At 55.3% G+C, this 25,193-nt stretch carries 22 protein-coding genes and 1 tRNA gene; 9 read left to right on the top strand and 14 right to left on the bottom strand.

Features of this window, described 5'->3' with window-relative positions:
* Positions 1 to 4: 4 nt before the first annotated feature.
* Together KWG64_RS05780 and KWG64_RS05775 are read right to left on the bottom strand one after the other, a co-directional pair.
* Positions 5 to 718: an amino acid ABC transporter permease gene (locus KWG64_RS05780; RefSeq protein WP_101078755.1), complete on the bottom strand. Its 714-nt coding sequence runs from the start codon at positions 716 to 718 to the stop codon at positions 5 to 7.
* A gap of 49 nt (positions 719 to 767) precedes the next feature.
* Positions 768 to 1,586 carry an ABC transporter substrate-binding protein gene (locus tag KWG64_RS05775; protein ID WP_218521213.1) on the bottom strand — a complete coding sequence of 273 codons (819 nt, stop codon included), beginning with the start codon at positions 1,584 to 1,586 and terminating at the stop codon, positions 768 to 770.
* 192 nt (positions 1,587 to 1,778) lie between these two features.
* Between KWG64_RS05775 and KWG64_RS05770 the strand changes: the two genes are divergently transcribed.
* The 3 genes from KWG64_RS05770 to nac all read left to right on the top strand — a co-directional run bounded on the left by KWG64_RS05770 (position 1,779) and on the right by nac (position 4,758).
* Positions 1,779 to 2,678, top strand: coding sequence for a GntR family transcriptional regulator (locus KWG64_RS05770; protein WP_218521212.1), 900 nt, complete (start codon positions 1,779 to 1,781; stop codon positions 2,676 to 2,678).
* A 49-nt stretch (positions 2,679 to 2,727) separates the two neighbouring features.
* On the top strand, positions 2,728 to 3,513 hold the full coding sequence (locus KWG64_RS05765; protein WP_218521211.1) for an SDR family oxidoreductase: 786 nt from the start codon (positions 2,728 to 2,730) through the stop codon (positions 3,511 to 3,513).
* Positions 3,514 to 3,831: 318 nt separating this feature from the next.
* Positions 3,832 to 4,758 (top strand): nitrogen assimilation transcriptional regulator NAC, encoded by a 927-nt coding sequence (gene nac, locus KWG64_RS05760; RefSeq protein ID WP_195812635.1) that lies wholly within the window; start codon positions 3,832 to 3,834, stop codon positions 4,756 to 4,758.
* A gap of 53 nt (positions 4,759 to 4,811) precedes the next feature.
* Here nac and KWG64_RS05755 read toward each other — a convergent pair whose 3' ends face one another.
* The 3 genes from KWG64_RS05755 to spy all read right to left on the bottom strand — a co-directional run bounded on the left by KWG64_RS05755 (position 4,812) and on the right by spy (position 7,992).
* Positions 4,812 to 5,117 carry a YbdD/YjiX family protein gene (locus tag KWG64_RS05755; protein ID WP_195812634.1) on the bottom strand — a complete coding sequence of 102 codons (306 nt, stop codon included), beginning with the start codon at positions 5,115 to 5,117 and terminating at the stop codon, positions 4,812 to 4,814.
* The gene (locus KWG64_RS05750; protein ID WP_218521210.1) at positions 5,110 to 7,176 is read right to left on the bottom strand and encodes a carbon starvation CstA family protein; all 2,067 of its coding nucleotides are present in this window, start codon (positions 7,174 to 7,176) and stop codon (positions 5,110 to 5,112) included. The genes KWG64_RS05755 and KWG64_RS05750 overlap by 8 nt, the downstream gene beginning before the upstream one ends.
* 306 nt (positions 7,177 to 7,482) lie before the next feature.
* Entirely contained in the window at positions 7,483 to 7,992 is a 510-nt protein-coding gene (spy, locus tag KWG64_RS05745; protein ID WP_218521209.1) for an ATP-independent periplasmic protein-refolding chaperone Spy, read from the bottom strand.
* Positions 7,993 to 8,360: 368 nt separating this feature from the next.
* On the opposite strand from spy, the gene KWG64_RS05740 reads away from it, so the two are divergent.
* Entirely contained in the window at positions 8,361 to 9,794 is a 1,434-nt protein-coding gene (locus tag KWG64_RS05740; RefSeq protein ID WP_218521208.1) for a PLP-dependent aminotransferase family protein, read from the top strand.
* Positions 9,795 to 9,845: 51 nt separating this feature from the next.
* Here the strand turns inward: KWG64_RS05740 and KWG64_RS05735 are convergent, their stop codons facing one another.
* The 8 genes from KWG64_RS05735 to KWG64_RS05700 all read right to left on the bottom strand — a co-directional run bounded on the left by KWG64_RS05735 (position 9,846) and on the right by KWG64_RS05700 (position 17,735).
* Positions 9,846 to 10,331, bottom strand: a complete 486-nt coding sequence (locus KWG64_RS05735; RefSeq protein WP_218521207.1) for a YbjP/YqhG family protein — start codon at positions 10,329 to 10,331, stop codon at positions 9,846 to 9,848.
* Complete coding sequence (locus tag KWG64_RS05730; protein WP_218521206.1) at positions 10,331 to 10,699, bottom strand: hypothetical protein; 369 nt, start codon at positions 10,697 to 10,699, stop codon at positions 10,331 to 10,333. Before KWG64_RS05730 ends, KWG64_RS05735 begins: the two co-directional genes overlap by 1 nt.
* A 144-nt stretch (positions 10,700 to 10,843) precedes the next feature.
* On the bottom strand, positions 10,844 to 11,452 hold the full coding sequence (locus KWG64_RS05725) for an SIS domain-containing protein (protein WP_218521205.1): 609 nt from the start codon (positions 11,450 to 11,452) through the stop codon (positions 10,844 to 10,846).
* Complete coding sequence (locus KWG64_RS05720) at positions 11,449 to 13,089, bottom strand: FGGY-family carbohydrate kinase (RefSeq protein ID WP_218521204.1); 1,641 nt, start codon at positions 13,087 to 13,089, stop codon at positions 11,449 to 11,451. Before KWG64_RS05720 ends, KWG64_RS05725 begins: the two co-directional genes overlap by 4 nt.
* Positions 13,090 to 13,118: 29 nt before the next feature.
* On the bottom strand, positions 13,119 to 14,072 hold the full coding sequence (locus KWG64_RS05715; protein WP_218521203.1) for an ABC transporter permease: 954 nt from the start codon (positions 14,070 to 14,072) through the stop codon (positions 13,119 to 13,121).
* Between the two features lies 1 nt (position 14,073).
* On the bottom strand, positions 14,074 to 15,063 hold the full coding sequence (locus tag KWG64_RS05710; protein ID WP_218521202.1) for an ABC transporter permease: 990 nt from the start codon (positions 15,061 to 15,063) through the stop codon (positions 14,074 to 14,076).
* A complete protein-coding gene (locus tag KWG64_RS05705) occupies positions 15,056 to 16,594 on the bottom strand; it encodes a sugar ABC transporter ATP-binding protein (protein WP_218521201.1) in 1,539 nt (512 codons plus the stop codon). Before KWG64_RS05705 ends, KWG64_RS05710 begins: the two co-directional genes overlap by 8 nt.
* 151 nt (positions 16,595 to 16,745) lie before the next feature.
* A complete protein-coding gene (locus KWG64_RS05700) occupies positions 16,746 to 17,735 on the bottom strand; it encodes an autoinducer 2 ABC transporter substrate-binding protein (protein ID WP_195812623.1) in 990 nt (329 codons plus the stop codon).
* Positions 17,736 to 18,500: 765 nt separating this feature from the next.
* Between KWG64_RS05700 and KWG64_RS05695 the strand changes: the two genes are divergently transcribed.
* The 5 genes from KWG64_RS05695 to astE are packed head-to-tail and all read left to right on the top strand — an operon-like array spanning position 18,501 to position 24,668.
* Positions 18,501 to 19,721, top strand: a complete 1,221-nt coding sequence (locus tag KWG64_RS05695) for an aspartate aminotransferase family protein (protein WP_218521200.1) — start codon at positions 18,501 to 18,503, stop codon at positions 19,719 to 19,721.
* 44 nt (positions 19,722 to 19,765) lie between these two features.
* The gene (gene astA / locus KWG64_RS05690; RefSeq protein ID WP_218521199.1) at positions 19,766 to 20,839 is read left to right on the top strand and encodes an arginine N-succinyltransferase; all 1,074 of its coding nucleotides are present in this window, start codon (positions 19,766 to 19,768) and stop codon (positions 20,837 to 20,839) included.
* Complete coding sequence (astD, locus tag KWG64_RS05685; protein WP_195812620.1) at positions 20,836 to 22,314, top strand: succinylglutamate-semialdehyde dehydrogenase; 1,479 nt, start codon at positions 20,836 to 20,838, stop codon at positions 22,312 to 22,314. The genes astA and astD overlap by 4 nt, the downstream gene beginning before the upstream one ends.
* Before the next feature lie 11 nt (positions 22,315 to 22,325).
* Positions 22,326 to 23,669 (top strand): N-succinylarginine dihydrolase, encoded by a 1,344-nt coding sequence (gene astB, locus KWG64_RS05680; RefSeq protein WP_218521198.1) that lies wholly within the window; start codon positions 22,326 to 22,328, stop codon positions 23,667 to 23,669.
* An 18-nt stretch (positions 23,670 to 23,687) separates the two neighbouring features.
* Complete coding sequence (gene astE / locus KWG64_RS05675) at positions 23,688 to 24,668, top strand: succinylglutamate desuccinylase (RefSeq protein ID WP_218521197.1); 981 nt, start codon at positions 23,688 to 23,690, stop codon at positions 24,666 to 24,668.
* Between the two features lie 314 nt (positions 24,669 to 24,982).
* Here astE and KWG64_RS05670 read toward each other — a convergent pair.
* Positions 24,983 to 25,072: transfer RNA gene (locus KWG64_RS05670), tRNA-Ser, on the bottom strand.
* Positions 25,073 to 25,193: the final 121 nt, after the last annotated feature.

Genomic DNA, 25,193 nt, shown 5'->3' with positions numbered 1-25,193 from the left:
CTCCTCAGTTTGGCGTGCTGCTGCGCAGCAGGCGTTCGGTCAAAGACAGCGCAGGTTTCTTGCGCTTTTTCGGGTCAAGCGAGCGTTCCAGCCAGGCCTGTCCGACCATGAAAATGGACGTCAGCACCAGGTAATAAATCCCGGCGGCGCACAGCGCTTCGAAATAACGGAAACTGGCGCTGGCGGTCTGGTTGGCGATAAGCAGTAACTCCTGCACGGCAATCACCGACACCAGTGCGCTGGATTTCAGCATGCTGATCATCTGGTTGCCCATTGGCGGCAGCACGATGCGCGCGGCCTGCGGCAACACAATCTTGCGCATGATCTGACTTTGGGTCATGCCGAGCGCCATCCCGGCGGTGCGCTGACCGCTGCGCACGGCCTGTAAACCGGAGCGCAGAATTTCAGCCATGTACGCGCCTTCATTTAAGGAGAGCGCCATAACGGCGCAGGTGAACGCCGAGAAACGCAGGCCGAAAGTCGGCAGTACGTTGTAGACAAAAATAATCTGGAACAGAACCGGCGTGCCGCGAAACAACCACAGATAAAAGAACGCCAGAACGGAACCCGCCCGGAAGCGGGACTCCTGGAGCAGGGCCAGAATCAGCCCTGCAATAATGCCGAAGAACAACGAGCACACCGTTAACAACAAGGTCATTAATGCGCCCTGAAAGAACGCCGGTGAGAACAGGTATTGCCAAACAAGATCAAGCGACATGAACTTTCCTCAACGTCAGGGCAAAGCTTTAAGGCCGGACTTCACAACATCAGAAAATGGACACTGAAGCCGGGAACTGCCATTTGGTGATGAGTTTCTGGTACGTGCCGTCTTTCACCACGTCCTGTAAGCCTTTTTCCAGCAGGGATTTCATTTCGGCATCACCTTTACGCACCGCAAAACCAATGTGCGTGTCGGTTTCAAACTCCGCCCCGACGGCTTCGAAGGTGTCGGCTTTTTCGCTCAGCAGCGCGACCGCGCCCGGCGTGGAGAGGAATTCGGCGTCAGCGCGTTTTTGCGCCACAGCGACCGCAGAATCGGTTGCGGCCGGGAAGGTCAGCACAGTGAGCGCCGGTTTTTTGGCATCCAGACATTTCTGGTTATCTGCCCGCGCCTGACTTTCTTCGATACCGCCCAATGTGACGGCGATGTTTTTGCCGCACAGGGATAAATCGCGGCCAGTAATTTTTTCCGGATTGCCTTTCACCACAATCACGCGGCTGCCGATTTTCAGGTAAGGCACGAAATCAACCTGTTCAGAGCGGGTCGGGTTGATGTACATCGCGGAGTTGATGATATCCAGACGTTTGCCCTGCAACGCCGGGATCAGTCCTTTGAATTCCATCGACATCGGTTCCGGTGTCAGCGCCAGCTTTTTCGACAAGGCGGTGATGAGGTCGATATCGAAGCCGGTCAGCTTGCCGTCTTTCGTAAATTCAAACGGCATGAATGTGGCAGCGGTGCCGTACGTCAGCTGACCTTTGCTGACCAGAGCAGGCTCGGCGGCCTGGCTGAACAGCGGGGCACTCAGGCAAATTGCGGCCAGAGAGACGGCGGCATATCGGCGCAAAAAAGCTTTTTTTGACATGACAGACTCCAGTTTCCCATGAGCAGGATTGCTCTTTGTGTCTCATTAAATACAATTAAATTTGCGAGTCAAGGCTCTTTTTTGGTGCATTTGTTGCACGATTTGGGGGCTTTTTAACCAGACTTCACCATCCTCAAGGCTTGTGATATTGTACAAACCTAAACAACAAATACTTTCAGGTGTTGCTATTCCATGACCCAAACTACGACAGCCAGCGGAAGGCGTCTGGCAAACCAAATCCTTGACCTGATACGTGAAGCAAAATTTGAGCCAGGTCACCATCTGCGGGAGCAACAATTAGCCGATATGCTCGGCGTTTCCCGCACACCGGTGCGTACTGCGTTGAAATTGCTGTGTGAATTGGGAATTATCGAAGCGCGCCGCAATCAGGGTTTTTTCCTGCTGAAAGCCTTCGATGAACTTCAGCGCATCAGCATCGATATTCCGGCCACCAGCGATCAGGACCTGTACGAGCAGCTGGTCAAAGACCGCATCGCCGGAAAATTGCCGGATTCCCTGACGCAAACGGAAATCGCCCAGCGCTATGAAGCCGACCGCGGTGTGCTGGCGCGCACGTTGCTCCGGTTATCTGAGGACGGCCTGGTCGCCCGTAACAAGGGACATGGCTGGTCATTTTTACCGACGCTCAACACCGACGTGGCGCTGAGCAACGGCTACGGATTCCGCCTGATGATTGAACCGGGTGCGATGCTGGGGGCGGGATTTCACGCCGACAAAAGCGCGCTCCGGCGGCTGCGGATGCAGCATATCTATCTGATTACTCACCCCGATATTCTCGCCGTTGATGGCCGCCAGATTTTCGAAACGGACGCCACGTTCCACGAAATGCTGGCGGAATTCAGCGGCAATATTTTTGTTTTACAGGCGATCCAGCAGCAAAACCGGCTGCGACGCCTGCTTGAGTTCGGCAGTTACACCAATAAACAGCGTGTGCGCGAATGGTGCGGCGAACACGTCGCCATCATCGACGCCGTGCTGGAAGGGCGGATGGAGGAGGCGGCAGAAATGATGCGCAGCCACCTGCAATCGGCTTATCAGATGGTGCTCAACAAGGTCAGCAAAGTTGGGTAATCCTTTGATTGAAATTTAATTTTTCGTACGTTAACCAGAGGAAAAAGTGATGGATTTTGGGATTCAGGGCCGCGTGGCACTGGTCAGCGGCGCGGGCGGCGGTCTGGGCCGGGCCATGGCGATTGCGCTGGCAGCGGAAGGCGCTCAGGTCGCGGTTTGCGGGCGAACGCTTGCCGCATTGCAGGAAACGGTCAGCCTTATCGAAGGGCAGGGCGGAACGGCGCAGGCGTGGGTGCTGGATCTCACGGCACCGGAAAGTTTTGACGATGTGCTGATGCAAATCCGCCGTACGTACGGGCCGGTCGGTATTCTGGTCAACAACTCCGGCGGGCCGCCACCGACCAAAGCCGCAGGGGTTGCGCCGGAACTGTGGCAAAGTCAATTTGCGACGCTGGTCAGCCCGCTGATTCTTCTCACCGACAAAGTGCTGCCGGATATGCATAACGCAGGCTGGGGGCGGATTATCACCAGCACTTCGTCCGGCGTTGTGGCTCCGATCGCGAATCTCGGGATATCCAACACGCTGCGCATGGCGCTGGTCGGCTGGTCAAAAACCCTGGCATCTGAAGTGGCGGCTGACGGTATTACGGTGAACGTAATGGTGCCGGGGCGGATTTCCACGCGGCGTCTGGGGCAGCTGGATGCTGCGCGCGCCGGGCGTGAAGGTGTTTCCGTTGAAGACGTGGCGGCGAAAAGTGCGGCGGGCATTCCGGCGAAACGTTACGGCAAACCGGAAGAATACGGCGCGGTGGCGGCATTTCTCGCCAGCCAGCAGGCTTCTTATGTGACCGGTTCTGTTATCCGGGTTGACGGCGGAATGATCCCGTCGGTGTGATTTTTTACGGCAAAGGCCCCGGGGTTTTGCGGGGGCTTTTGCCGGTATTAACCTGACTAATCCTTCAGCCTTGTTCATAAGAATGCATTATGTTGGTGCACCACGATGGACAGTTCGGTTTTATTTCACTTAAGTTTTTTTTACCCCGCCGGTTTTTTCAAACGTCTCAGCAATCGTTTTTTCTTATGTTTCGTGGCATTAGCCTGCGGCGAGCCGCTATTTCATCTGCCCCACGGAGATTGGCGCAGATCTTGCTTTTATCAGTCACGCTAATCATTACCAAACGGTGTTCCCTTTCCGGGCCAAATGGAGACAGAGATGAATCTCAGACGTCTGAAGTACTTCGTGAAAATCGTCGATATCGGCAGCCTGACGCAGGCCGCTGATGTTCTGCATATCGCACAACCGGCACTGAGCCAGCAACTGGCGACGCTGGAAGGGGAATTGCAGCAACAATTGCTGATTCGCACCAAGCGCGGCGTGACGCCCACTGAAGCCGGGAACATTCTTTATTCACATGCGCAGGCGATTTTGCGTCAGTGTGATCAGATCCACGGTGCGGTGAACAGCGCGGGTCAGTCGCTGAGCGGGCAGGTGTCCGTCGGGCTTGCGCCGGGCACTGCGGCTTCCCAGCTGGCGTTGCCGTTATTGCAGGCCGTGCGTAAACAACATCCGGGCATTTTGTTGTATCTCAACGAAAATTTCGGCACGGCGCTCGGGGATTTAGTGCTCAACGGCCGTATGGATATGGCGGTGTTGTACGGCACAAATAACGATGTCGGGCTGAGCAGCCAGCCGCTGATGAAAGAAGATTTGTATCTGGTCGGGACGCATGCCGTGCCCAATCCGGGAAAATATGTCGAGCTGTGTGATGTCGCGAAACTCAACCTGTTCATGCCGCGTTCCTACAACGTGATGCGCCGTCTGGTTGACGATGCCATGGCGGTTCGCCGCCTGACGGCCAATATTATCGGTGAAATCGAGTCCTCCGCCACGCTGACGGCGGCAGTTGCCAGCGGTCTGGGCGCCACCATTTTGCCGGAATCCGCCGCCCGCGCCATGACGGGCCCGGCCAAAGCGTGGATGTCGTGCATCAGCAGCCCGGCGATTCAGGTTCCGCTTTCACTGTGTGTTTCAGAAACGCTGGCCTTGTCGCAGGAAGCGGCGGCGGTGAAGAAAATCTTGCTGTCGCTGGTCTTTGAGCAGGCCACGTCAGAACGCGAACCGCTGCTGGCGGCAAGCTGACTGCGGTTGTAAAGACGTCCTCCCCTTTTACAAGGGGAGGTATTTTTCAGTGTTTAACACGGGCACTTGCCCATCTTCCCGCCTTCACTCGGGAACCGCGCCTCCAGACACCGGCGGTGAAACTCCCGCTCAGTCATGGGGGCCATTTCCGGGTGCCTCACCTGCATATGTGCCACGTAGTTCCTGTAATCCTGAACCCCTACCATCAGCCTGAAACTTTGCGCCGTCCGCTTAACGGCCAGTCTCAGCCACCCGGCGATGTTGTGCGGTTTCGGCTCGACAATGAACAGCGGACGGCAGCGGATGATATGGAACGCGGTAAGCCGGGGCGTTTTAAATAACGAACGTGACTCAGACATGGCGCGCCTCACGACGTTGCACAACAGCCGTTTCGTGTACCGTTGGTGTGGCAGAATTTAGCGCACGGCGGATCACGAAGAACGCTGAAATCAGCATAGTGACCGCCACCAGCATAAAGAACCCGCACAGAATGGCGTTAATCTGATTATTCAGCACGATGGTGTGCATATCAGCCAGGGTTTTAGCCGGTTTGATGATTTCCCCGCTTTCGATCCCGGCATTGAATTTTTTCGCCTGTGCCAGGAATCCGATAGAGGGTTTCTCGTGGAAAATCTTCTGCCAGCCTGCGGTCATAGAGGTAATAAACAGCCAGACAGTCGGCAAAATTGTGACCCACGCGTAGCGCTGTTTTTTCATTTTGAACAGCACCACAGTACCCAGAATCAGCGCCATGGAAGCCAGCATCTGGTTACCGATGCCGAATAATGGCCACAAAGTATTGATGCCGCCTAATGGATCGACCACGCCCTGATAAACGAAGAAACCCCAGCCCGCTACGGCGACTGTTGTCCCTGCAATCGTCCCCACCCACGACCGGTTATTCGCCAGCGAAGGAACTGCTACGCCAACCAGATCCTGCACCATGAAGCGGCAGGCACGGGTACCAGCATCCACGGCCGTCAGAATAAATAATGCTTCAAACAAAATGGCGAAGTGATACCAGAACGCCATCATGGCGCGGCTGTTGAAAACGTCGGTAATAATGTGCGCCATCCCGACGGCGAAAGTCGGCGCGCCACCCGCACGGGAGAGAATGGAATTCTCGCCCACGTCTTTGGCTATTTGCGTCAGAATTTCAGGGGTGATTACAAAGCCCCAGCCGTTGATCACCTGAGAGGCGTTTTCGACGGTTGTCCCGATCAGCGCCGCCGGGGAGTTCATTGCGAAGTAGACGCCCGGGTCGATCACTGACGCGCAAATCAGCGCCATGATGGCGACAAAAGATTCCATCAGCATTGCGCCATAACCGATGAAGCGGATATGACTTTCGCGCTCGACCAGTTTGGGTGTTGTACCACTGGAAACCAGCGCGTGGAAACCTGAGATTGAGCCGCAGGCAATGGTAATAAACAGGAACGGGAACAGGCTGCCGGAGAAGACCGGGCCGGTGCCATCGATGAACCGCGAAACCGCGGGCATTTTCATCTCCGGCATGGCGAAGACGATACCCACCGCCAGACCAATGATTACGCCGATTTTCAGAAACGTTGAGAGATAATCACGCGGCGCCAGCAACAGCCAGACCGGCAGAACTGAAGCGATAAAGCCGTAAATCACCAGAACCCAGGTCAGCGTTGTGCCGTGCAGAGTAAAAAACGGGCCCCAGACCGGGTCCGCTGCGACATTTCCGCCGTAAACAATCGCCAGCATCATCAGCGCGAACCCAATCACCGACACTTCGGCAATTTTTCCGGGACGCAGAAAACGCATGTAAATCCCCATAAACAGGGCGATCGGGATCGTGGCAGCAATCGTGAACAAGCCCCACGGGCTGTCGGCCAGCGCTTTCACTACCACTAATGCCAGCGCAGACAGAATAATGATCATGACGCCCAACGCGCCTAGCATGGTCACAACTCCGGCAAAACTGCCCAGTTCCTGCTTCGCCATTTCACCCAGAGAGCGGCCGTCACGGCGGGTCGAAATGAACAGGATCAGGAAGTCTTGTACGGCACCGGCGAGCATCACACCGACCAAAATCCAGATGGTACCCGGCAGAAAGCCCATTTGTGCGGCGAGAATCGGCCCGACCAGCGGACCTGCACCCGCAATCGCGGCAAAATGGTGGCCAAATAAAACCCATTTATTGGTCGGGACATAATCCAGCCCGTCATTATGACGCTCGGCCGGCGTCATGCGATTGTCATCGAGTTCAAAAACTTTTTCAGCAATAAACAGACTGTAGAAACGGTAGGCAATGCTGTAGCAGGCAATGGCGGCCACCACCAGCCACAGGGCGTTGACGTGTTCTCCGCGGCTTAAAGCCAGCATCCCGAAGGCGAAGGCGCCGATTAACGCCACCACCAGCCAGGTTATCCCGGACTTGACGCTTTTCATGATATGCAACTCCTTGTCAGTGGTCCGGCACGAGGCTGGCCATTTTTTCTATAGAGTATGAGAATGAGAGGTATGGGTCGGACGGCGAAGTGCGCGTTGCGACTTTGTTAAATTACTGGGTAAAAATAGTGTTTTTAAAAAGGAAAGTATGAAGTTAAAGATGAAAATGTGATGCGGTTGACGCTTTGCGACGGGAAGACTGGTCGGATGACATTAAAGTTGTGGCGGGGTAGAGATAAAACGAAAAAAAACCGGCCTGTGAAAGGCCGGTTCGGGTCAGGATTTCAGGCTTAACTGCCCTGAAGATTACTCAGCGTCAGCGGGTTTTGGCTGACCTGGTTTATGGTCACGCATCTGTTCCATTTTGGCAGCGCGTTTCTGGTAGTTCTCGTTGAACTGTTTTTTCTGCTCAGGTGTCAGCAGGTTATACATTTTGTTTTCGGCACGTGCGCGATCCAGCATGCGGTCGGACTGTGCTTTGGTGATGGTATCAATCTGCGATTTCACTTTCGCTTCATCGAAGCTGTCTGAAGCGACTAAGGTGTGCATCTGATCCATCTGCGCTTTCATTGCAGCGCGGTCAGGGCGTGCGCCGCTGTCTTTCATAATTTCTTTCATCTGAGTTTTCTGCTGCTCAGTCAGGTTCAGACCTGCGAACGGGTTCATATGATGCGGGCCTTTATGGTGCATCATTTTGCCGTGAGTCGCAGCAGGTGCGTCAGTTGCCGGAGTGGCCGTGGTTTCAGCAGCAAACGCTAAAGAAGCAGAGCTCAGAGCCAGAGTTGAAGCCACAATCATTGCGGTAAGTTTACGCATAATTAAATTCCTCATTGGAGATTCAGGCACATCGCCCGTTTTGTTTCAACGAAAGCAAGTCTACTGAATCCAATGAATAGTAATGCGAGCAAGATGTAAAAGAGTGAAAGCCGAAGTGTCACTTTTCAGCCGATCGTGGAGAAAATGTTTAGAAAGCGTAAGGTTGCGAGAACAGGCATGAATGGAAGTTCAGATAAATCTGAGTAATGCGGTGAGTTCACACATTAACATGGTGAATGTTTGGCCGCCAGACTTCTTAAGTAAAGATTGTTTGCTGTTGATGCCGGGTTTACATCGCCGGAAGTGGGCAAACACCGGCATAATAGTTACCCTTTCGTTAACACCTTCTATAACAGTGCAGAGTGCCCATGACTGAATCCCGCTACGAAACTCTCGCGCGCACCTTGCGCAGACAAATCGACACTCATGTCTGGCTGCCGGGCGACCGCCTGCCTTCCTTGCGTGAGTCCTGCAAACAGTCCGGGCTGAGCCTGATGACGGTGTTACAGGCGTACCAGTTGCTGGAAAGTCAGGGCGTGATCGTTGCGCGCCCGCAGTCAGGCTATTACGTCGCGGCAGGTTTGCAGCGTCCGGTTCGTCGCCAGCCCGATGAACGCCTGCACGCCGCCGAGCAGGTAGACGTCAACGATGCGATTTTCGATATCCTGAAAGCGGGGCAGGATCCTTCCGTTGTACCGCTGGGTTCGGCATTTCCCGATCCGACATTATTCCCGCAGCCGCGTCTGGCGCGGTCGCTTGCCAGCGCCGTTCGCCGGATGTCACCGCACAGCGCCATCGCTAATTTGCCGCCGGGCAACGAAGAACTGCGCCGCAGCATTGCCCGCCGTTATGCTCAGAATGGTATAGAAGTTGCGCCCGATGAAATCGTCATTACATCTGGCGCGATGGAATCTTTAGGGCTGAGTTTGCAGGCCGTGACCGAGCCGGGTGACTGGGTGGCGATTGAATCCCCGGCATTTTATGGCGCGTTGCAGGCCATAGAGCGGCGCAAGTTGAAAGCGATCGCTATTCCGACCGACGTACGTTTTGGTATGGATCCCGATGCGCTGGAAAAAGCGCTGGAAACCTATCCGATCAAAGCCTGCTGGCTGATGTCGAGTTTTCAGAACCCGCTCGGTTGCACAATGCCGTCTGAAAATAAGGCGCGTCTGGTGGATATCCTGCAACGGCATCAGGTGGCGCTAATCGAAGACGATGTTTACAGCGAACTGTATTTTGGCAGTGAACGCCCGGTGCCGCTGAAGGCGTCGGCGTACCGCAGCGAAATCCTGCATTGTTCTTCATTTTCTAAATGTCTGGCACCGGGTTTTCGCGTCGGCTGGGTGGCGGCAGGGAAATACGTTGAGCGTATTGAACGCTTGCAGCTGATGAGTACGTTATCCGCCAGCGTGCCGGTGCAGCTGGCGCTGGCAGATTTCCTGCAAAAAGGCGGGCAGCAGGGCGGTTACGACACCCATTTACGCCGCCTGCGCCGTGTGCTGGAACAGCGGCAAATGGCGATGCATCACGCCATCATCAAAGAATTCCCCGCACAGGTTTCGGTTTCCCAACCGCAGGGCGGCTATTTCCTCTGGCTCGATTTGGGCGATAACGTGGACGCCGCACGTGTCTATCAGCGCGCACTGGCCAAAGGCGTCAGCGTCGCGCCGGGCACGATGTTTTCCGCCGACGAACGTTTCCGACATTGTTTGCGCATCAATACTTCATTCGAATGGGGACCGCACACCGCCCGCGCTATTTCAGTGCTGGCGGCGCTGGTGGCAGAGGAAATTCGGGAGTAACCGGGAAGTGCTTAACCTCCACCGTCTTTCAGACGGTGGAGGTTTTACGGATTACCAGCCGCGCTGGATCCTTCCCGCGCTGAAAATCGGGGCTTCATAATTATCAGAGATATTGCGTACCCGATAAATTTTCCACGTCATGTTTTCACGTTTCAAATACGTCTCAAGGTGAAGGCTCTTTCCGTGGTCGATCCCAAGCCAGACATCCACGACTTTTCCGCCCGGAATACTGCGTACGGACCCGGTATTAAACGCCGGGATCCACGCTGCGTCATAATCTTGCGTGTACGTAAAGTAATCTGCGCTAACGATCTCCTGTTCCGGGATTTTATCCACGGCGGCAAGTCGGCTTAAGGTGTCAGTTGCTACATAATGACGCATTTCGGGCGACTCATACGTCGGAGGAGGATCTTTCAGAAAAGCCGCAAGATAAAATCCATAAAACCCGGTGACCTGATTAATCGCCAGCTGATTATCATCGGAACGGGAAGAACACGCTGTTAACAAGCTGAGAGCTAATAGGATAAGTATGCGCATTAGTTCTTCCGGTAAATTTTGTAGGTCGGGTGGGTGTTCCGATATCCCGGGCCGGGATACATGCTGGTTTGGCGAAAATCTGAAAACCATGTTGTACCGTCGTACATCGTCATATGTCCCGATGGATTACCACCCTGGTAGGGTTGAATTATTGCCACATCTCCCGCGACTAAAGTTGAACCGGCAGGCACCTCCCTGAACCCGGCGCGTTCAAGCGAAGCACCGTAGTCTTTCGCATCAGGTATATTGTCCAGATGAACGCCGCCAGCCTCTATCGCCTGCCGGGTGTAACGTGCACAGCGATGAATAGAGTGTGAGCCTGCATTTGTCCTGATATGTGATATTGCGGCATCCCGGTTCCAGCTCATAATCTTCCTTAATCTGAGATAAATTGAGCAGACAAGGTACGCCGCGAAAAACAACAGAACAATAAAACCAATGCATGTTGAGTCACTTTCAGAGATTTGTTATACGCAAACGCATTAGCCGAAACGATTATTCCCCGCCCGGATTCACAAATCCTGCTCCCTTAATGTCTTCCCGACATTTCCGCCGGGATGCACCTTCAGAAGCCTTTGCTGATCGAAGCCGTTGCGCAGCATGATGTTGCCGCACAGCGCGTCGAAAATGGCCAGCACCAGAACGATGGACGTGGTGGCCAGCATATTGAGCGGGTCGATTTCCTGCTGGATATGCGTTTTCACGACCAGTGTGGCGGCGCGCGCAATGGTGGAATCCAGATTTTCTGTCACGCTGATGATGGCGACGCCTTTGGTTTTCAGCGTCGGCAACAGGCGCGTCAGTTCTTCGGAATTTCCGCCGCGTGAAACCAGGATAATCAGGTCGTCACTGCGCAGAAAACCCAGGTCGCCGTGCGCGGCGTCGGTGGCGCTGAGATACACCGACGGCTGTTCAACACACGCCAGCATGTGCGCAATTTTACGTGCTGCAATGCCGGAAGTGCCGACGCCGGTGACGGCAATTTTGCCTTTGCAACCGGTCACCAGCGTCAGCAACTGACGCCAGATATCTGCGTCAAGATGGTTTTGCAGTGCCAGCAGTTCCTGGCTGTACGTCCGCCAGCCCTGGCACGCCAGCTGAAATTCCTCGTCAGCGGTCATTTTTCTTCTCCCTGCATCAGGCGGCGGTATTTCATGCTGTCGTGATACATCTCGTGGAATACGCGGTATTTGCGGTCGTAATACTCTTTGATTTTGTTGGTTTGCGGCGTGACGGTTTTGCCGATACGGCTCATGGCGGCCATCGCTTCGGGCAGTGAATCGTAGGCACCGGCGGCCACGGTGCCCATCATGGCGCTGCCGAGCAACATCGCTTCGCTCTCTTCCGGCAACAGCATCGCGCAGCCTGTCGCGTTGGAATGCTCCTGCACAAACACCGGGTTTTTGGTGCCGCCGCCGCTCGCCATCATGGTATCAATGCGGTAGCCGCTCTGATTCATGGTTTCAATGATATGACGGGTGCCGAGCGCCAGCGCCTGGATCGTTGCGAGATAATGCAGCGCCATGTCTTCCGGCGTGCGCGAGAGTTTCAGGCCGGTCAGCGTGCCGGTGAGCGTCGGGTTGGCGCGCGGCGAACGGTTGCCGTGGAAGTAGGGCAGCATATGAATGTCTTTGGTCAGGAACGCGATGTTTTCCGGTTCACCCGCCATTTTGCGCAGCAGACCGTTCAGTATTTCATAAATGGTTTTGCCGCTGTCTTTGCCCTGTTTCAGTAAATCCTGATAGCACGGATGCGACTGAATCACGTGGTCGATCAGCGCCCCGGTGGTGGACTGGCCGCCTTCATTAAGCCAGTAATCCGGCAGGATCGCGGAGAAATACGGCCCCCAGATGCCGCCGATGTAGCGTGCGCTGCGGGACATCGCCATATGCGCCGTAGAAGTGCCGCCAATGAGCGCGATGCGGTTATCGAAATCGGCCGATTCACCCGATGCGCCGCTGGCACCGAGAATGCCCAGGCTGCCCGCGTGCGCATCAATAATGGAGACGCTGACCGCGGTTCCGGCCATCAGCCCCATTTCAGCGGCGGCGCGCTGGGTGAGGCCGTGGCCCAGCGGTTCGCCCATGGTTTTGACTTCGCTGCCGATTTTAGCGGCATTGTTTTCCAGCAAATCTTCCAGACCAATCTGGCGGAAATAGCTCGGATCCCAGCGGTCTTCGTGGCCGATATAGGTCCATTTGCAAACCGTGGAGCACAGTGAACGCGTGGTACTTTGTGTGGCGCGCCAGGTCAGGAAATCCGGCAAATCAAACAGATGCCCGACGTTATTCCACGTCGTCGGCATATGTTGTTTCAGCCACAGGAGTTTTGGCGTCTGCATTTCTGGCGAAATAATCCCGCCGACGAATTCCAGCACGCGGTGGCCGGTGGCGTTGATGCGTTCGGCCTGCGTGATGGCGCGGTGATCCATCCACACAATAATGTTCTGCTCGCTGCGGCCGGACGGGCTGACGGTCAGCGGTTTACCTTCTTTATCGAGCACCACCAGCGAACAGGTGGCGTCAAAGCCGATGCCTTTTACCTGAATCGGGTTGATGTCGGCCTGATTCACCGCGTCTTTGACGGCGTTGCAGACGGATTGCCAGATCTCATCGGAAGACTGCTCGACGAAATCGGCTTTTGGGCGGTACAGCGTAATCTCGCGGCTGGCCTGACCGACCATGCGGCCGGTCATGTCGAAGACGCCCGCACGGGCGCTGCCGGTTCCTACGTCAACTCCAATAAAATAACTCGCCATGTTTTTTCCCTTCGGTAAAAGCAATTCGCTTAAGATTTTCTGTTTTGTAAGGCGATAAACAGGATCAGGACGCCGCCCCAGAGTGCCATCGTCAGGTAACTGCTGACGCCCATCAGGTTCAGGCCGCTTTCCAGCATTTGCAGGACGATCAGCGCCAGCACCAGCCCGATGACTCGCCCGAATCCGCCGTCGGGGTTGATCCCGCCAAGCACGGACGCAAGAATGGTCACCAGCAGATACGAGTCGCCGTAGCCCGCTTTCGCCGAGTTAAATTTAGACATCATCAGCAGCGCCGCGCCCCAGCCAAGCAGGGCGGAAAGTACGTACACAGCGATGGTGACTTTATGTGTGTTGACGCCACTAAAGCGCGTGGCCTGTTCGTTGGAACCCATCAGATACAAACTGCGGCCGAGTGTGGTGTGTTCCAGCAAAACCCACAGCAGCAGCGCCACCAGCAGGAAAAGCAGCAGGGCGACCGGAATACCCAGCAGGCTGCCGTTGCTCAGATACTGAATCGCCGCCGGGAAGCCTGAAATTACTGCGCCGTTGGTAAGCAAAATGTTCAGCCCGGCAATCAGCGTCATGGTGCCGAGCGTTGCCAGAATCGGGGAAACGCCGACGTACGCAATCAGCGCGCCGTTCAGCACCCCAATCACCACTGCAACGGCCAGCCCGGCGAGCATCGCCAGCGCGAAATAACCCGGCTGGTCAGGATGCGCCACCAGAATCGCAGCCATCGCCAGCGAACAGGTATTAGCCCCGGCAATGACGGAAAGGTTGATACCGCCGGTCAGCATGGTGATGCCCATGCCTAACGCCAGCATGCCCAGAATCGGCAGCTGCGAGGAAATCGACTGGAAATTGCCGACGCTGTAAAAACTGCCGCCCAGCGTGAAGGAAAACAACACGGCGACAGCGACGATGATCAGCAACTGCAAGCGGATGATGCGGTCGCCGGGGAGAATTCGGGTTAAGCTCGTCATGTCACATCCCCTTCGCCAGTTTGCGTTTTTCGTTCCACGCGGTGCTGCTGATGCTGACCAGAATGATCACGCCGCTGAAAACCTGATGCCAGTAAGACGAAATGCTCAGTAATGTCAGCCCGTTTTGCAGGAAGGCCAGCAGCATTACGCCGAGAATGGTGCCGGTCAGCGAACCGCGCCCGCCGGTCATGCTGGTACCGCCTAACACCACCGCTGCCAGCACTGTCAGCTCATAACCGAGCAGGGAGTTGGGCGCGACCGACTGGGTGATTTGCGCCTGTACGACTGCCGCGATGCCCGCCAGCAAACCCATAAAGCCGTAAACGTAGAAGTGCAGACGCAGAATGTTTAGCCCGAGGCGCGAGGCGGCGTCACGGTTGCTGCCCATCGCGTAAATCTGACGGCCTACGCGGGTGCGGTTCATGAGTACGCCGGTGGCGATAATCACACCGAGCAGGCTGAGCAGCGGCAATGTCAGGCCGTAGTCATAGCCGTCGGCGGCAGTGAACGAGAACCAGCTGATGCCGTTCATAAACCAGTCCGGGAAACCGTACAGCCAGGTGCCGTTGGTCAGATAAACCAGCAAACCGTAAAACAGGTTCAGCGTGGCAATGGTGATGATAATTGCCGGAACGCGCAGCCAGTAGACCAGAAATCCGTTCACCAGCCCGAGCAGCAAACCGGTGCCCATCGACATCGCAAACGCCAGCGGAAAACTGCCGCCGTGGTGAATGATGTAACTCGCCATCACGTACTGGCCGATTGAGGTCACGGCAGGGAAGGAGATATCAATGCCGCCGGCAATCAGCACCACGAACAGGCCACAGGCCAGAATGCCGAGAATGGCGTAGCTGGTGGCGACGTCGGTGAGATTGCCGAGCGTCATAAATTCACTGGTGCGCAGGCTCAGACCGATGACCAGCAGCAGAACCAGTAATCCCAGCCAGAATTCGTGCTGAGAAAATAATCTGGAGAGCTTTTTGTTATCCATTGATTGCCTCCGCAATCTGCGCTTCGCTGCTCTGGTGCGGAGCAAACTCCGCCACCAGCTGGCCTTTGCGCATCACCAGCACGCGGTGACTGTTGTAATAAGCTTCGGGAATTTCATCGCAAATCATCAGAACGGCCATGCCGGACTCCGCCAGATCGCGCGCAATACGGTAAATGCCTTCTTTGTTGGCGATATCCACGCCGACCGTCGGCGAATCCAGGATCAGAATATGTGGCTGCGTCGCCACCCATTTGGCGATGGCGATTCGCTGCGCATTCCCGCCGGATAACGTTTTCACCGGCAGCGCGCTGTCCGAGACTTTAATGTTCAGGTCGCGGATCAGATCTTTCACCACGGCGGCCGCTTTGCGATGATCCATCAGGCCGGTGGCGGTGTGCAGCTTGTCGAAAATGGACACCAGCGTGTTGTCATAAATTGACTGCTCCATGACCAGCCCTTGCGTCAGGCGATCTTCAGAGACATACGCGATGCCGTGGCGGATAGCGTCGCGGTTACTGTGAAATTTCACCGCATTGCCGTTTACGCGGATTTCACCGCTGTCAGGCTGGCTCATGCCAAACAGGCTCAGGCACAGTTCGGTGCGCCCCGATCCCAGCAGGCCGATAATCGAGGTAATTTCGCCCTGACGCAGCGACAGCGAAATATCCTGATACTGGCTCTTGCGGCTCAGGTGGCTGACTTCCAGCAGCGGTGTCGCTTCAGCGGGCGCGCGGTGCGGCAGATGGCTGTAGCTAAAACGTTGCCCGGTCATCAGGAAGGCCAGCTCGTTGCTGTCGAGCGAACTCGCCGGATAGGTGCCGACCAGTTTGCCGTCGCGCATGACACTTATCCGGTCGGCGACTTCCATCACTTCATCTAAACGGTGGCTGACGAAAACCACGCAAATGCCCGCCGCTTTCAGCTCATTGACCACCCGCAGCAGGCCGTTCACCTCGGTGCGGGTCAGTGACGCGGTGGGTTCATCCATGATCACCAGGCTGGCGTCAGCAGCGATTGCCCGGCATATTGCCACCAGTTGACGGTCGGCGATCGATAACTTTTCGACTTTACGATCCGGGTCGAGAGAAACCCCAACCCGTTGCATGGCCGCTATCGCTTTTTTGCGCATTGCCTCGCGATGTACCCAAAAGTCGCCGCCCGGCAGATAGCGGTGAATCGCTATATTTTCGGCCACCGATAAATTGGGGAATAAAGAAAGGTCCTGATAAATCACCTGAATGCCGTAATAAGAAGAGAGTTGCGGCGTTAAGGAATGAAAGAGTTTGCCGTCCAGCGTAATTGCGGCGCCTTTTTCCGGCTGATAAACGCCTGAAATGACTTTAATAATTGTGCTTTTCCCGCAGCCATTCTGGCCCGCCAGACAATGCACTTCGCCTTTATTTAAGGTGAGCGAGACATTATCCAGTGCCAATACGCCGGGGAATTTTTTGCTGATTTTATCGAGGCTGATAAACGCCTCAGCAGGAACGGCGGGCGTAAGCGAACCGGACGACGGAGTGAGTATATTCATCACATAATCCTTACAGCGTTCGTTGTTATTCTTTTGATGAAATTGGGGGAAACAAATACGGCACAACAAACAACGCCCTATTTGTTTCATTCCCCTGGTGTGGCGCGGGAGATAATGTATCTCCGGTAAAAATGAAAACTATTTTATGAAATCAGAAGCCGAGTGATTTCGCGTTATCCGGTGTGACTTCGAGGATTTTATTAAAGCGAATCACGTGTTTTTCGGTATCCACATCGGCTTTCCCTAAGGTGTCGATGGTCAGATCCTTCGTCACTTCTTTACCCTGCAACAGCTGGTCGGCAACGGTAACCAGCGCGTAACCGGCATCTTTCGGATCCCATAGCAGGACTTTCTTAATGTCACCGCGCATCAGGTAAGGCGCGGCCTGTGCTGGCATCGCGATACCGACGACGGCGATTTTATTTTTCGCACGTTTTTGCTGTACGGCCTGACCGGCACCGATCGGGCCAAGTGAACCGAAACCGATAATCCCTTTCAGATCAGGATAGGTTTTCATCAGATCCAGCGTGGTGGAGTAGGACTTGTCGATATTTTCAGCCACCGGCAAACGTGAGGTGACTTCGTGCATATCCGGGTATTTTTCTTTCTGATATTTAATTGCCGCATCAGCCCACGCGTTATGCAATGGCACGGTAAGGGAACCGACATAAATAGCATAACCGCCTTTGCTGCCCATATCTTTTGCCAGCTCATCCATATTGGCTTCAGCATATTTCTGGCTGTCGATGGTTTCGATATCCCACTGACCAATCTGCTGATCCGGAGATTCGTGGGTTAATACCACGATGCCCTGATCGCGGGCTTTTTTCAGCACGGGTTCCAGCACTTTGGCATCGTTCGGCACCACGATAATCGCATCCACTTTTTTAGCGATGAGATCTTCAATGACTTTCACCTGCTGAGCCGGGTCTGGCGTTGAAGCACCCACCTGATACGCGTTAACGTCCAGTTTCTGCGCCGCTTCTTTTACGCCAACTTCCATGCGGGTGAACCAGGGAATGCCAGTGACCTTCGCCACGACGGCGATGTCGTAGGGCTTATTGGCGGCGAAAGTCGGTGTCGTGAATAACATGCATGCTGAAACCACACATGCACTGACTAATGCGAGGTTAAATTTCATGTCTGTACCTTTCTTATGAGGGTTTGTGTAGGGGCGGTCGGGGTAAATGCCGCAATCAGAGATTAACTTAACGGGAAAGCGCTTTTCGCGTGCTCGTGAACGGAGTGTGATCAAAGCCCGTAATTGTTAATTTATATAATCAATAAGGTTAAATTTAAGTTTCATAAATTCGAATTTAAGGCATGGCGTGTCAGAGGGAACTGAAGTTACCGATAACAAGATCACACATATATAACAATTGGATAACAATCACGTATCAATAAAACAAAGCTGATGGATTTTTGAGCCCTAAAACGTCCTCACACGTTTTTATTTGCGCAGAATGTGAACACGGTCACGGGGCGGAAATGCCCCAAACAGGTGCGTGATTGCACTGCTATCGGGCGATGTGCTGCCGCGGTGCATGAGCGCATCAGCGCCAGATCACAATCCTGCACAATATCTGCCATCAGAAATCAAAATAATTCCCTGCATACTCATTCCTTTCCCCTCGTTGCTGTAAAAGGGGATTTTTTCTTTTATTCATTTTTTATGCAATTTAAGTGAATAACAGGCGGTATTAAGTGGTTGTTTTTTCTGGGTGTCGCCTTTTTTATTCACTTTTTCCCTTTGCTGGCACGAAGACTGCAATCTATGATGTGACTGAGTGAGATTATTTATTAACTTTTAAATAACAAATTAATAACTGTATTCCCTGCCAGTCCGGGGGGCGGAAACGGTCACCCTGAATTCAGCCAGTCACTGAGACTTAATAAAGAGGTTTATATGGAACACCAACAGCAGCCGCAAAATGTCAGCCGCCAGAACTTTGATGACTGGATGGTGCCGGTTTACGCTCCGGCCGCGTTTATTCCGGTGCGTGGCGAAGGATCCTGGCTGTGGGATCAGGCCGACAAAGACTACGTGGATTTTGCAGGCGGTATTGCGGTGAATGCGCTGGGACATGCGCACCCTGAAATTCGTAAAACGCTGCATGAGCAGGCCGATAAAGTCTGGCATCTGGGCAATGGCTATACCAACGAGCCGGTGCTGCGTCTGGCAAAACAACTGATCGACGCGACGTTTGCCGACAAAGTTTTTTTCTGTAATTCCGGTGCGGAAGCCAATGAAGCGGCGCTCAAACTGGCGCGGTTGTACGGGCATAAAGCCGGTGGCGATAAGAACGAGATTATTGCCTTCAAAAACGCCTTCCACGGCCGCACGTTGTTCACCGTCACCGCTGGCGGTCAGCCTAAATATTCCGAAGATTTTGCGCCGTTGCCACCGGCCATTACGCATCTGCCGTTTAACGATCTGGCCGCCGTTGCCAGCCAGATTTCTTCGCGTACCTGTGCCGTGATTGTTGAGCCGGTTCAGGGCGAAGGCGGCGTGGTGCCTGCCGATGCGCAATTCCTGCAAGGGCTGCGCGAGCTGTGCGACAAACATCAGGCGGTGCTGATTTTTGATGAAGTCCAGACCGGCGTGGGCCGCACCGGCGAGCTGTATGCCTACCAGCATTACGGCGTGGTGCCGGACATTTTAACCAGCGCCAAAGCGCTCGGCGGCGGTTTCCCGATTGGGGCGATGCTGACGACTGACCGCTACGCCGTTCTGTTCCAGCCGGGCACGCACGGCACTACCTACGGCGGCAATCCGCTGGCGACGGCGGTGGCGGGTAAAGTTTTTGAGATGATCAATACGCCGGAAGTCCTGTCGGGCGTGCAGAAACGTCACCAGTGGTTTATCGACGGCCTGAAACGCATTAACGACCGTTATCACGTCTTCAGCGAAGTGCGCGGGCAAGGCCTGTTGCTCGGCGCGGTGATGAGTGAACGCTATAAAGATCAGGCGAAACAGCTGAATACGCTGGCAGCCGAGGAAGGGCTGATTGCGCTGATTGCCGGGCCAAACGTGCTGCGCTTCGCGCCATCGCTGATTATTCCGGGTGCAGATATTGAAGAAGGGCTGAACCGCCTGGAACGCGCCGTGGCGCGCCTTTGCGTGTGATGGTCTGGCATAAATAAGCTTTGGGATGAAAGAGGTAGAGCATCATGATGTTGATTCGACCTGTGCGGCCCGGCGATCTCGCCGATATCCTGCTGTTGTCAGGCAAAACCGGCATCGGTTTAACGTCTTTGCCCAAGGATGAAGCGCATTTACGCGGACGCATTGAGCGTTCGGTGGCGACCTGGGAAGGTCGCCTTGAGAAAGCCGATCAGGGCTATTTGTTTGTGCTCGAAGACACGGAACTTGAAAAAGTCGTGGGCGTCAGCGCCATCGAAGTGGCCGTCGGGCTGAGCGAACCCTGGTATAACTTTCGCCTCGGCACGCTGGTTCATGCCTCAAAAAGCCTGAATATCTACAAACCGGTGCCGACGCTGTTTCTCAGCAACGACCACACCGGTTACACCGAACTTTGCACGCTGTTCCTCGACCCGGATTATCGCCACGGGAAAAACGGCCAGCTGTTATCAAAAGTTCGCTTCCTGTTTCTGGCGGCTTTTCGCGAATATTTCTCGCGCAAGGTGATTGCGGAGATGCGCGGGATGTCCGACGACAACGGCTGTTCTCCGTTCTGGGACAGCGTCGGGCGGCATTTCTTCGGTATGGAATTCGCCGAAGCCGACCGCCTGACCGGTATGGGGCAAAAATCCTTTATCGCCGAACTGATGCCGAAACATCCGCTGTACACCGAACTGCTCAGCCACGAAGCGCGGGAAGTGATTGGTGCTGTCCATCCGCAAACCGCACCGGCGCGCGCTGTGCTGGAAGGAGAAGGGCTGCGCTACGAAGGCTACGTTGATATTTTTGACGCGGGCCCGACGCTGGAAGGCGAAATTGATTCGCTGCGCGCCGTCAGAGAAAGCCGCCTGTTGCCAGCCCGGCTGGCAGAACATCGAGCTGACCGTGACGAGCCGCAATATCTGGTCGCCAACGAGCAGTACCAGAATTTCCGGGCCTTGCTGATCCCCGGCGGCGATTCGCCGGAATCTGTTCAGTTAAACGCCCGCGAAGCCGACATACTCGGCGTTCGTGAAGGCGACAGCCTGCGCGCCGTGGCACTTTTTCCCGGCAGCAGCGCCACCCAACCGACACAATTTCACAAAAAGGAAAGTCTCGCATGATGCAACCTGCACTCTTTATTCAGGGCCAGTGGCGCAGCGGGCAAGGCGCGCAGCTCAGCAAAACCAATCCGGCGGATAACACGTTGTTGTGGTCGGCACTGAGCGCCGACGCGCAAGACGTTGAAATGGCCTGCACGGCAGCACGCACGGCGTTTCCGGCGTGGGCCCGTAAAACCGTGGCTGAACGTAGCGAGGTGATTAAACGTTTTGCGGATTTACTGACCGAACATAAAACCCGTCTGGCGGAAATCATCAGTCAGGAAACCAGCAAACCGCGCTGGGAAACGCTGACAGAAATCCAGGCGATGATCGGCAAAGTGGCCATTTCTCTGGAAGCCAATCAGCAGCGTACCGGCGAAAAACACACCGCGATGCCGGACGGCGAAGCGGTATTACGCCACCGTCCGCACGGCGTTCTGGCGGTGTTCGGGCCGTATAACTTCCCCGGTCATCTGCCAAACGGCCACATCGTTCCGGCATTGCTGGCGGGCAATACCCTCGTTTTCAAGCCAAGCGAGCTGACGCCGAAAACGGCGGAAGAAACCGTGAAACTCTGGCAGCAGGCCGGTTTACCGGAAGGCGTGCTGAATCTGGTGCAGGGCGGGCGCACGACCGGTGAAGCGCTGGCGGCCTGCGGGAATATCGACGGGCTGCTGTTTACCGGCAGCGCGGGCACGGGGTATCAGCTGCATCGCCAGCTGGCGGGGCAGCCGGAAAAAATTCTGGCGCTGGAAATGGGCGGCAATAACGCGCTGATCGTCGAACCGGTTGAGGATATCGATGCCGCAGTTAATCTGACCATTCAGTCCGCGTTTATTTCTGCCGGGCAGCGTTGTACCTGCGCGCGCCGTTTGCTGGTGAAAGAAGGCGCGGCGGGTGATGCATTTATCGCGCGCCTGCTGGATGTCACGATGCAGCTGCGCGTGGGTGGCTGGAATGACGAGCCTCAACCGTTTATGGGCGGTGTGATTTCCGATGCCGCAGCGCGCAACATGCTGAAAGCGCAGGACGAATTGCTGGCGCTCGGCGGCAAACCACTGTTGCTGCTGACGCGTCCGGATCCGCTGAATACGGTGCTGACGCCGGGGATTATTGATCTCACCGGCGTGGCCGGCATTCCGGATGAAGAATATTTTGGCCCGCTGCTGAGCATTTACCGTTACAGCGATTTTGACAGCGCCATCCGTCTCGCCAATCAGACCCGCTTCGGGCTGGCGACCGGGCTGATTTCAACAGAGCGCGTTCAGTTTGAGCAGCTATTATTGGAAGCAAGGGCGGGGATTGTGAACTGGAACAAGCCGCTGACCGGCGCATCGAGCAATGCGCCATTCGGCGGTATTGGTGCTTCCGGTAACCATCGCCCGAGCGCTTATTATGCAGCGGATTACTGCGCGTGGCCGATGGCCTCGCTGGAAACAGACAAGCTGGAACTTCCTGCGACGCTGTCGCCGGGTGTTGATTTCCGCACAACCTGAGGAGAGCTGGAATGTCTGGATGTGAAGCAAATTTTGACGGACTCGTCGGGCCAACGCACCACTACGCGGGGCTGTCTTTCGGCAATGAAGCCTCGACTAAAAATCAGAACGCCGTCGCTAACCCGCGTCTGGCGGCGAAACAGGGCCTGCTGAAAATGAAAGCGCTGGCCGATCTGGGCTTTGCGCAGGGGATTTTGCCGCCGCACGAACGGCCACATCTCAGCACGTTGCGTAAGATGGGATTCGGTGGCAGCGATCGCGAAGTGCTGGCAAAAGCGCAGGCGTATTCGCCGCGTCTGTTGTCGTCGCTGAGTTCGGCGTCATCCATGTGGGTGGCGAATGCGGCGACGGTTTCCCCTTCGGCGGACAGCGGCGACGGGCGTGTGCATTTCACCGTCGCTAACCTGAATAACAAATTTCACCGGGCGATAGAAGCCGAAACCACGTCGGCCATTTTGCGCGCGACGTTCCATGCGGATCGTTATTTCGCGCATCACGAAGCGCTGCCGCAGGTGGCCGCGTTAGGTGATGAAGGTGCCGCCAACCATAACCGGTTATGTGGCGCGTATGACAAACCCGGCGTGCAGGTTTTTGTGTATGGCCGCGACGGGCTGGTGACCGGCGAAAACGAACCGGTGCGTTATCCGGCGCGCCAGACGCGTCTGGCCAGTGACGCGGTGGCGCGTTTGCATCAGCTCGATGAAAAAAGAACGGTGTTTATCCAGCAAAATCCGCAGGCCATCGACAGCGGCGTTTTCCATAACGATGTGATTTCGGTCAGCAACGGCAACGTGCTGTTCCATCATCAGCAGGCGTTTGTGAATACGGCCAGCGCGCTCAGTGAAATCCGCCGCAAAATGGCCGCACTGGAACTGGATTTCCAGCCGATTGAAGTGCCGCAGGCGAAGGTTTCTCTGGATGACGCCGTGGCCACCTATCTTTTCAACAGCCAACTGCTGACCAAATCCGACGGCAAAATGTTGTTAGTGGTGCCGGAAGAGTCGCGCCAGCACAGCGGCGTCTGGGCCTATTTGTCCGAATTAGTCGAAAGCGGCGGGCCGGTGGATCAGATTGAAGTGTTTGATTTACGTGAAAGTATGCGAAACGGCGGCGGCCCGGCCTGCCTGCGGTTGCGCGTGGCGCTGAACCGGAATGAGCTGAATGCGGTGAATGTGGCGTCGATCATGAGCGACAGCCAGTTTGTGCGCCTGAATACGTGGGTGGATACGCATTACCGTGACCGGATGCAGGCCAAAGATCTGGCGGATCCGCAACTGCTGACCGAAGTGCGCACTGCGCTGGATGAGCTGACCAACATTCTCGGGCTGGGTGCCATTTACCCGTTCCAGCGCTGATCCTCAAAGGAGTGAGTTATGTTTGATTTGTTAGCGGTGACGCTGGCGGGCGGGCCGGTCACTGAACCGGCCGGACTAACCGAAACGCTGGACTGGCAGTGGCGTGGCGAGGGCATTCTCGAACTGTCGCCGCGTGTGCCTTGTGACACCGCCGTCGTGATTTCGGCGGGGATTCATGGCAATGAAACGGCGCCGATAGAACTGCTGAATCAGCTGACCGGTGAACTGCTTTCCGGCGCAAGAGCGCTGCGGGTACGGTTGCTGGTGTTGCTGGGCAATCCGCCGTCCATGCGACTCAATAAGCGGTTTGCTGACGCCGATATGAACCGCATGTTTGGCGGACGTCACGCACGTTATACACCGAATGATGAAACGCGACGGGCGCAGGAACTCGAGCAGGCGATGGCGCTGTTTTACCGCAGCGCCACGGCGGCGGGTGCCGCACAGCGTTTTCATTATGATTTGCACACCGCCATTCGCGGCTCCCTGCATGAGCGCTTCGGGCTGTTGCCGTTACAGACCAGACCAAAAAGCGAGGCGATGCTGGCATGGCTCAGCGCATGCGGGCTGGACGCGCTGGTGCATCACCGCTCGCCGGGCGGCACATTTACCCATTTCAGCAGTGAAGTATTTCAGGCAGACAGCTGTACGTTAGAACTGGGTAAAGCGCTGCCGTTTGGCAACAACGATCACTCACAGTTCACGGGGATCCGCCGCGGGCTGGAAACCCTGGTCAGCGGCGAGCCTCTGCCTGCCCGTGAAACCTCCGAGCCTATGCTGCATTTCCGCGTGGTGCAGGATGTGATCCGCTCGCAGGAAGATTTCCATCTGTTTGTTCCCGCCGATGCGCTGAACTTCACGCCTTTTAAAAAAGGCGCAGTGATCGCGAAAGAAACCGGCAAAACGTATCGGGTGGAAGAAGAGGAGGAAGTGGTGCTTTTCCCGAACCCGAACGTCGCGCTGGGGCTGAGAGCAGGTCTGATGCTGGCGAAGATGTAGATTTTTGCGAGACGCATTCCTGAATTGTTCCTACAGTATTGCAAGCCGGTTTTATTCTGCGTATTTTGTGCTCAGGAAATTCAGCAGGATGTTGAATTTATTACATGTTTTCATAACATGAAAACGTAATGACCACAGTTGCCGGAGGATGTCATGGAAGCAATGTTTGATGAATATGACTGGTTCTAAAGGATATTGACCTCACAGAGGCGGGTAAACCCCGCCTTTTTCATGGATGAGAATCATGGAATTAGATGCTTTAAGACTATAAAAGAAAAAGGTCCTGATTTTCATCAGGACCTTTTTCTTTTATATGGCGGTGAGGGAGGGGTTCGAACCCTCGATACGATTACTCGTATACACACTTTCCAGGCGTGCTCCTTCAGCCACTCAGACACCTCACCGGATTTGTTACACCGCAAGCGCTGCAACGGGGCGCTACTATAGGGAGACAGCCCCGAAGGGTCAAGCAGAATTTCGGGGTTTTGTGTCAGACGCTCACAGAGCATTCAGGACGACGATTTA

Source organism: Rahnella sp. PD12R (assembly GCF_019200965.1).
In the GTDB taxonomy this organism is placed as follows: domain Bacteria; phylum Pseudomonadota; class Gammaproteobacteria; order Enterobacterales; family Enterobacteriaceae; genus Rahnella; species Rahnella laticis.
Note: the sequence above shows the minus strand (reverse complement) of the source record. Positions and strands in the feature narration are given on the sequence as shown.